Origin of the sequence: Thauera sp. AutoDN2 (genome assembly GCF_051280715.1) — a bacterium.
In the GTDB taxonomy this organism is placed as follows: domain Bacteria; phylum Pseudomonadota; class Gammaproteobacteria; order Burkholderiales; family Rhodocyclaceae; genus Thauera.
This window is the reverse complement of record NZ_JBNCAR010000062.1, coordinates 1-7,260: the sequence shown is the minus strand read 5'-3', so window position 1 is coordinate 7,260 and position 7,260 is coordinate 1. Positions and strand designations below refer to the sequence as shown.

7 protein-coding genes are annotated in these 7,260 nt (G+C 64.4%); 1 reads left to right on the top strand and 6 read right to left on the bottom strand.

The genetic code is table 11. The features are described from left to right. The 5 genes from ACPT9U_RS17080 to ACPT9U_RS17060 form a co-directional block, all read right to left on the bottom strand. Positions 1-1,020 (bottom strand): MCP four helix bundle domain-containing protein (locus ACPT9U_RS17080; protein ID WP_435751831.1); only part of this gene is annotated, 1,020 nt, incomplete at its 3' end. 42 nt (positions 1,021-1,062) lie between these two features. After that, positions 1,063-3,294 carry a chemotaxis protein CheA gene (locus tag ACPT9U_RS17075; RefSeq protein ID WP_435751830.1) on the bottom strand — a complete coding sequence of 744 codons (2,232 nt, stop codon included), beginning with the start codon at positions 3,292-3,294 and terminating at the stop codon, positions 1,063-1,065. A gap of 14 nt (positions 3,295-3,308) precedes the next feature. Next, positions 3,309-3,626 carry an STAS domain-containing protein gene (locus ACPT9U_RS17070; protein WP_435751829.1) on the bottom strand — a complete coding sequence of 106 codons (318 nt, stop codon included), beginning with the start codon at positions 3,624-3,626 and terminating at the stop codon, positions 3,309-3,311. 8 nt (positions 3,627-3,634) lie between these two features. After that, positions 3,635-4,894 (bottom strand): methyl-accepting chemotaxis protein, encoded by a 1,260-nt coding sequence (locus tag ACPT9U_RS17065; RefSeq protein ID WP_435751828.1) that lies wholly within the window; start codon positions 4,892-4,894, stop codon positions 3,635-3,637. Between the two features lie 2 nt (positions 4,895-4,896). Further along, on the bottom strand, positions 4,897-5,262 hold the full coding sequence (locus ACPT9U_RS17060; protein ID WP_435751827.1) for a response regulator: 366 nt from the start codon (positions 5,260-5,262) through the stop codon (positions 4,897-4,899). 443 nt (positions 5,263-5,705) lie between these two features. Between ACPT9U_RS17060 and leuE the strand changes: the two genes are divergently transcribed. Then, positions 5,706-6,386 (top strand): leucine efflux protein LeuE, encoded by a 681-nt coding sequence (leuE, locus tag ACPT9U_RS17055; RefSeq protein WP_435751826.1) that lies wholly within the window; start codon positions 5,706-5,708, stop codon positions 6,384-6,386. Positions 6,387-6,450: 64 nt separating this feature from the next. Here the strand turns inward: leuE and ACPT9U_RS17050 are convergent, their stop codons facing one another. Next, positions 6,451-7,173, bottom strand: a complete 723-nt coding sequence (locus ACPT9U_RS17050) for a putative bifunctional diguanylate cyclase/phosphodiesterase (protein ID WP_435751825.1) — start codon at positions 7,171-7,173, stop codon at positions 6,451-6,453. Between the last annotated feature and the right edge of the window lie 87 nt (positions 7,174-7,260).

The following is a 7,260-nucleotide window of genomic DNA, read 5'->3' as shown; positions in this document are numbered from 1 at the left end:
GTTGTTCTTGAGGGTGTTGAAGTCGCCGTTGTAGGTGTCGGTGATCTTGGTCGGGATGGCGCCCTTGGCGATACGATCGACGTAGTCGGCGGCCACATTCAGGGGACCGATCACGGCGTCCAGCGTGTTATTGACGCCCTGCACGATGCGCCCGAAGTCGCCCTGGTGCTTGGTGGCGTCGGCACGGGTGGAGAGCTTGCCGGCCACGGCAGCGTCGGACAGCATGCTGGCGTCGGCGATCATGCGCTTGACACTGGACTGAACGTCTGCAACCGCGCGGACCACGTCGCCAACCTCATCCTTGGCGTCGGATTTGAGGTCGAAGTTGAAGTCGCCGCCGGCCATCTTCTTGGCCGCTGCGCTCACCTCGCCCACTGGACGGGTGATCGAGCGGGTGATGAAGAATGCAAAGCCGATACCGATCACCAGCGCAGCGATGGCCAGCCCGATCAGCAGCATCACGGACTGCTCGCCGAGTTCTTCGGCGTCGCGGCCTGTCTCCTGCATCAGCTCGGTCTGGTAAGAGATGAATTTGCTCACTGAATCTAGATACGTCAGATAAGCCGGGCGATAGGTCGAGGCAAAGATGTTTGTTGCCTGGTCGAAATCGCGCTGCGCAATGAGCGACTCAAACTGTTGTTGCACGCCGACAAAACCTTGCCGGGCCGACTTGATGGCATCCAGTAGCCGCACGCCCTGGTCGCCATACGAGAAGGCCTCGAGCGCCTCGAGGCTCTTCAAGAGTTTGGCGCGTTCATCATTCGTGCCTTGCGTGAAGCTGCGAATGTCGTCATCGCCGCGCATGATCAGCATGTTCCGGTGGAGCAGGCCGATCATGTTGACCGCATCGATCATGTCGTTCGAGGTTGCGACCTTGACGTTCTTGTCGCCGACGATGTCCGTGATTTCGGCCTGCAGATTGCCAAGCCGCAGGCTGCCCATTACCGCAACGATCAAAAGTAGCGCCAGCACGATGGCAAAGCCGATGCCAAGCCGGAGGCCGATTTTCAGGTTCTTCATGATGAACTCCAGGGGAAGACGGTTAAGCGCGTAAAAAGGGGGTCAGGTGCGTGCGGGGGCGGGCAGGGTGCGCGTGGGCGGTGCGCCGTGCGCGCGCTGTTCTTCGCTGTTCGCGCAGCGCTGTACCAGCGCCTGCACGTCGAGGATCAGCGCCACTTCGCCACTGCCGAGAATGGTCGAGCCGCCGATGCCCTTGATGTTGCGGAAGATGCTGCCGAGCGGCTTGATCACGGTCTGGAACTCGCCCAGCAACTGATCGACGACGATGCCCGACTTGGTCCCTGCGTACTGGACGACGACCACGTTCTGGCGCGGAGGGGCTTCGCCCGCCATGGCGAAGAGCTGGCGCAGGCGCACCAGGGGCAGCACCTCGCCGCGCAGATTGACGTAATCGCGTTCGCTTGCGTCCGCTGACAGCTCGATGCACTCGACCACGCTGTCGAGCGGGATCACGTACGCCGCATCGCCCACGCCCACCAGGAAGCCGTCGATGATCGCCAGCGTCAGCGGCAGGCGGATCGCAAAGCGCGAGCCCTGGCCGGGCGTCGAGCTCACATCCACGCTGCCGCGCAGGCCCTGGATGTTGCGGCGCACGACATCCATGCCGACGCCGCGGCCCGAGATGTTGGTGACCTTCTCGGCGGTGGAGAAGCCCGGTTCGAAGATCAGGTTGTAGATCTCGGTGTCGGACAGCGTCTGTCCGGCCTGGACCAGGCCGCGTTCGATGGCCTTGGCGAGGATGCGGTCGCGGTTGAGGCCGGCGCCGTCATCGACGACCTCGATGACGATGCTGCCCGAATCGTGAAAGGCGTTGAGTTCGAGCCGGCCGCGCGCTGGCTTGCCGTTGGCCTCGCGCACCGTGGGTTGCTCCAGGCCGTGGTCCATGGCGTTGCGCACCAGGTGCATCAGCGGGTCGCCGATCTTCTCGACCATGGACTTGTCGAGCTCGGTTTCGCCGCCGCTGATCGCCAGTTCGATGTCCTTGCCCATCTCGCGCGAGGTGTCGCGCACCACGCGGTTGAAGCGGTTGAAGGTCTCGCCGATCTGCACCATGCGCAGTTGCAGCGCGGAATCGCGAATGCCCTCGACCAGGCGGCTGCTGAGGGACGCCGCCTCGACCAGCTCGCCCATGCCGCTTTTGCCGGCGAGCAGGCTCACGCTGGCGCCGGCGATGACGAGCTCGCCGACGAGGTCGATGAGGCGGTCGAGCTTGTCGGCCTGGATGCGGATCAGGCGCGATTCGGCGGCCTTCTTCTCGGTGACCTGCTTCTGCTTGGTGACCGCCGCGTCGACCAGTTCTGGCTGCACCACTTTCTGCTCGACGAGAATTTCGCCGATCTGGAGCTTGGGCTCGTCAGCTTGCGCGGTAGCTTCGTCCTCGTCGCCGGCAGCAGGCTCGCTCTGGCTCTGCAACTGCAGCCCTTCATCGAGCTCGGACTGGGTCAGCGCACCCACCTTGACCAGAATCTCGCCCAGGCGCATCGCGTCCTCGGGCAGGGTGTTGATCAGTGCGATGTAGTCCGACAGCCGGCTGTGCGGCGGCAGGATCTGCAGCGTGCATTCGTCGCGCACGAAATCGAAGACGCGCTCGATCGCGGCCTTGTCGGCATTCGACGAGAAGCTGATCTCGAAACCGAGGTAGCAGGACTCGGGGTCCATGAGTTCGGCCGTGGGCATGGTGTCAGTCAGCGTTTCCAGGCGCTCGATGCGGCCGATCGAGCCCAGGTAGCGCAGGAAGGACAGCGGATCCATGCCATTCCTGAGCACGTCGGGACCGAAGCGCAGCGAGATGTGCCAGCAGTCGGTTTCGACTGCGCCGCCCCCGCTGCTTTGAACCGGGGGCGGCACGGAAGCCGGCGGGCCCGAGCGGGACACGGCCTTCTCGCCCGACAGCCAGTCGCGCTGCAGGCGCGCGAGCAGCGCCTCGCCGTCGGTGGCGAGGTCGTCAGCGGGGCCGGCTGCGCCGGTCTCGAGCACGCTGAGCAGGTGGCCGATATGGTCGGAACAGGCCAGCAGCAAGGCGATCAGGTCCGAGTTCAGGGTGATCTCGGCGTTGCGCAGCTTGTCGAGCACGTTCTCGACCACATGCGTGAAGGCGACGATGTAGCCGCATTCGATGACGCCGGCGCCGCCCTTGATGGTGTGCGCGCTGCGGAAGATTGCGTTGAGGGTGTCGTCGTCGCCCGGCTGGTTTTCCAGTTCGAGCAGCGCGGCCTCGAGTGCGGCGAGTTGTTCGCGGCTCTCGGTGACAAATACGGAGGTGATTTCGTCCATGTTGGGGGGCCGGATCAGGCCTTGACGGCCGGGATGAGCAGCGGGTCGCCGAAGGCAGCGGCCATGTTGTAAGAGTCGAGCACCTCGCGGACGGCTTCGCTGTGCGCCACGATCAGGGCTTCCTTGTCGAGGCGGCGAGCTTCGCGCTTGACCAGCACCAGCAACTGGAAGCCGGCGCTGTCGATCTCGCTCACTGCGGAGAGGTCGATCTCCAGGCGCTCGGTCGCCAGCAGTGCATCCAGCAGGCGTTGTTTCTGGGCTTCGGCGTTGTAGATTGTCATGTCTTCGGCGATCACGAGCGGCGGGTCGGATTTCTTCTTGCGATTAGCCATGGTGGGACTCAGAACAGTTCGATCTTGTTGTTGGAGGTGCCCGCTGCAACGCCTGGGCGGGCGCCGACCGCGGTGGCGTGCGCTTCGCGCTGCTGGTCCATCACGTAGCGGCCGTAGATCTCGTCGAGGTGTTGGGCGAGCGGGGTGTAGGTGAAGCCTGGGTCCTCGCTTTGCTCGAGGCGATTGGCGAGCACGACCAGGTGTTCATCGAGGCGGACCATAGACTCGACCGTGTGCTCGATCTGCTGGCGGGTGACGTCCTGGAACTGGACGCTGGCCAGTGCATCCATGAACATCGCGGCAAGTTGTTCGCTGCTGTGGCGCACGGTGTCGATGGTGCCGGCCTGGCTGCGCAGCATGTGCTCGTAGCTCGAACCCAGCTCGGTGAGCTTGTCGGGGAACTGCGACAGCGCAATGCGCTCCTCGCCCGGGATGGCGCGCTGAAGTTCCGACTCAATCGTACGGGCGACACCGAGGATGCCCTGGTTGATCGCGACCACCGCTTTCTCGGTTTCGGCCGACAGCTTGCGCACCTCGTCGGCCACCACGGCGAAGCCGCGCCCGCTCTCGCCCGCCCGTGCGGCTTCGATCGCGGCATTGAGCGCGAGCAGATTGGTCTGCGCGGCGATGTCCTTGATCAGGCCGGTGAGCGAGCCTAGCGAGCGGGCCTCGGACACCACCTGGCTCACCCGCACCTCATCCTCGTGAGCTTGCCGGATGCGGAAATTGATGTATTCCTGCATGCGCACGATCAACTGCTGGTTATTGGCGATGCGGGCCTCGGAGTCGTGCGCCAGTTCGGCCGATTCTGCCGACGCTTGGGCGACGAAGCTGTTGAGTTCGCCGACCACCGAATCGATGGTCTGCAGGCGGCTGCTGATGTCGTAGGCCGCCTGTTCGGTCTGCTGCACCACGCTGTCAAGCTGGCTTCGCAGTACTCTGCTATAGGCCGGTACGTCACGCAGCTCGGTGGCAGCTTCGCGGCAGGTGGCCGCCTGTTCGCGGGCACGACGGAGCAAGTCCAGCTCGCCGTCGCGGCCTAAGGTCATGTCGCGGAAGAACGCCAGCGACACCAACTGCATGGCGAGCGCGACCACCACCACGATCAGCATCGAACCCAGTGCGTCGCCCACCGGCTGCGGGACGCCGAGCGCGGTCAGGAAGCGCGCGTGGAACCAGTCGTTGAAGACATACACGGTCAACCCGACCGCAAGCGCGATCGAGACCTGGACATACAGCGTCCGGCGGATGAAGGTCCGGGCGTTCATGATCAACGCATGACCAGCTTGATGGTGTTGAGCAACTCGTCGGCCGAGGCGGGCTTGACGATCCACCCCGATGCGCCGGCAGCCTTGGCTTCGGCCTTCTTCGACTGTTGCGATTCGGTGGTCAGGAACAGGATGGGCATGAAGCGGTAGGCGGGCAGCTTGCGCACTTCCTTGATGAAGTCGATCCCGTTCATCCCCGGCATGTTGAGGTCGGTGATGAGCAGGTCGACCTTCACGCCGGCCTGGAACTTCTTGATGGCGTCGAGCGCGCTGGGGGCCTTCTCGATGGCGTAGCCGGCCTTGGTCAGGATTCCCGAGATGGAGAGCAGGATGGTTGCGGAGTCGTCGACGAGGAAGATCGTTTTCATGGCTTGTGAATCGTTGAGGTGGCGGGTGGCTGCGATAGGCAGGGTGGCATTCAATCGGCTTTATGTTCCTGCGTACTTGATCGGCGTCTATTCTTCCGCCGTCGTCGGAACGCAGCGTGAAGGACTTCACACCTCCGCATCTTGGATACGAGTTGTAACGGCAGCGCCGACAAGGACTTGATCGGATTTCGGCATGCAGGAGGCCTGGATCGTAGAGTCGATCCGCATGCGATGCCGTGATCAATCACGCGTTGCGGTCCACTTTTTGGGCGATTTATATCCCGCTGCGTGATTCATTGAATTTACTGATGCGGGTAGAAATATTTGACCGCTCGTGTCGGTGTGCCGACAGGGGCGAACACGGCGCTGCGGTAGTGGCTGCGCTTGGGCGGCCGTGGCAAAGTAGTCGCCGGCTTCCACCCCCACCCGTACTCCTTCCCATCATGTTCTACGGCATCACCGATCTCTTCACCTTCATCCTCGGCACCGTCTTCATCGTCCTGCTGCCGGGCCCCAACTCGCTCTACGTCATGGCGGCGGCCTCGCGCTGGGGGGTGCGGGCGGGCTACCAGGGCGCGGCGGGGATCTTCGTCGGCGACACCATCCTGATGTTGCTGGCGGTCACCGGCATGGCATCAGTGCTGCGCACCACGCCCGAGCTGTTCATGGTCATCAAATATGCGGGGGCCGCCTACCTGGCCTGGGTGGGGCTCGCCCTGCTGCGCGGTGCGCTCGCCACCTGGCGGCGCGGGGACGAGACTGCGGACGAGGTCGGCGACGGCAAGCCCGACTACCCGCCGGTGCGCAGCGCGCCGCACCCCTTCCGCACCGCGCTCGTCATCAGCCTGATGAACCCGAAGGCGATCCTCTTCTTCGTGTCCTTCTTCATCCAGTTCGTCGATCCAGCCTACGCGCACCCGGCGCTGTCCTTCGTGATCCTGGGCGTGATCGTGCAGGTCTGCAGCGTGCTCTACCTGTCCACTCTCATCTTCGCCGGCGCGCGCCTGGCCGCGCAGTTCCGCCGCCACCGCCGCCACCGCCGCCTGGCCGCCGGGGCGACCGCCGGGGTGGGCGGGGTCTTCATAGGCTTCGGCGCCAAGCTCGCGACCGCGACGCTGGGCTAGGCCGGCGGGCGCGCCACCTCGAGCATGCGCTCGCGCGCCTGGGCCGGGTGGAAGTGCCCCATGCTCAGCCCGCCTTCCAGTCCTCGATCGGGACCGGCCTGCCGAACAGATAACCCTGGAACAGCTCGCAGCCGCGTGTCAGCAGCAGCTCGTGCTGGGCGGCGGTCTCGACGCCTTCGGCCACCACCTCGAGCTCGAGCGAGCGGCTAAGCGCGAGGATCGCACGTACGATCGCCTCGCTGCTGGTGTCCTTCTCCATGTCGCGCACGAAGGCCTGGTCGATCTTGAGCTGGTCGAAGGGCAGGCGCTTGAGATAGGACAGCGAGGAATAGCCGGTGCCGAAGTCGTCGAGCGCGAAGCGCACGCCCAGGGCCTTGATCTGCCGCATGCGCAGCACCGTGGTCTCGATGTCGCCGAGCACCACGCTCTCGGTGAGCTCGATCTTCAGTCCGCCGGGGCGGATGCGGCTGCGCTCGACCGCTGCCGCCACCTTGCCGACGAAGTCGGGCTGGTGGAACTGGCGCGCGCTGACGTTGATCGACAGCGTCAGCCCGGCCGTGGCCGGCTCGGCCTGCCAGGCACGCAATTGCGCACAGCCGGTCTCCAGCACCCACTCGCCGATCGGCACGATGAGGCCCGTCTCCTCGGCGAGCGGGATGAAGGCAGCGGGAGAGATCATCGCTCCGTCGGCGTCGAAGCAGCGGATCAGTGCCTCGGCGCCGATCACGCGGCCGCTGCGGTCGAGCTGCGGCTGGTAGTAGAGGCGGAAGCCGTTCAATGCTCTCAACTTTAGCTTATAGCCCTTGTGAACCCTATGGGAAACGGGTAAAATGGCGTTCGTTAAGTCATTGATAAATAGACAATATGAACTCGA

Coding starts and splice junctions, on each gene's coding strand:
- ACPT9U_RS17070 (WP_435751829.1), bottom strand. CDS start 3,626: ATGGCTAATCGCAAGAAGAAATCCGACCCGCCGCTCGTGATCGCCGAA.
- leuE (WP_435751826.1), top strand. CDS start 5,706: ATGTTCTACGGCATCACCGATCTCTTCACCTTCATCCTCGGCACCGTC.
- ACPT9U_RS17065 (WP_435751828.1), bottom strand. CDS start 4,894: ATGAACGCCCGGACCTTCATCCGCCGGACGCTGTATGTCCAGGTCTCG.
- ACPT9U_RS17060 (WP_435751827.1), bottom strand. CDS start 5,262: ATGAAAACGATCTTCCTCGTCGACGACTCCGCAACCATCCTGCTCTCC.
- ACPT9U_RS17075 (WP_435751830.1), bottom strand. CDS start 3,294: ATGGACGAAATCACCTCCGTATTTGTCACCGAGAGCCGCGAACAACTC.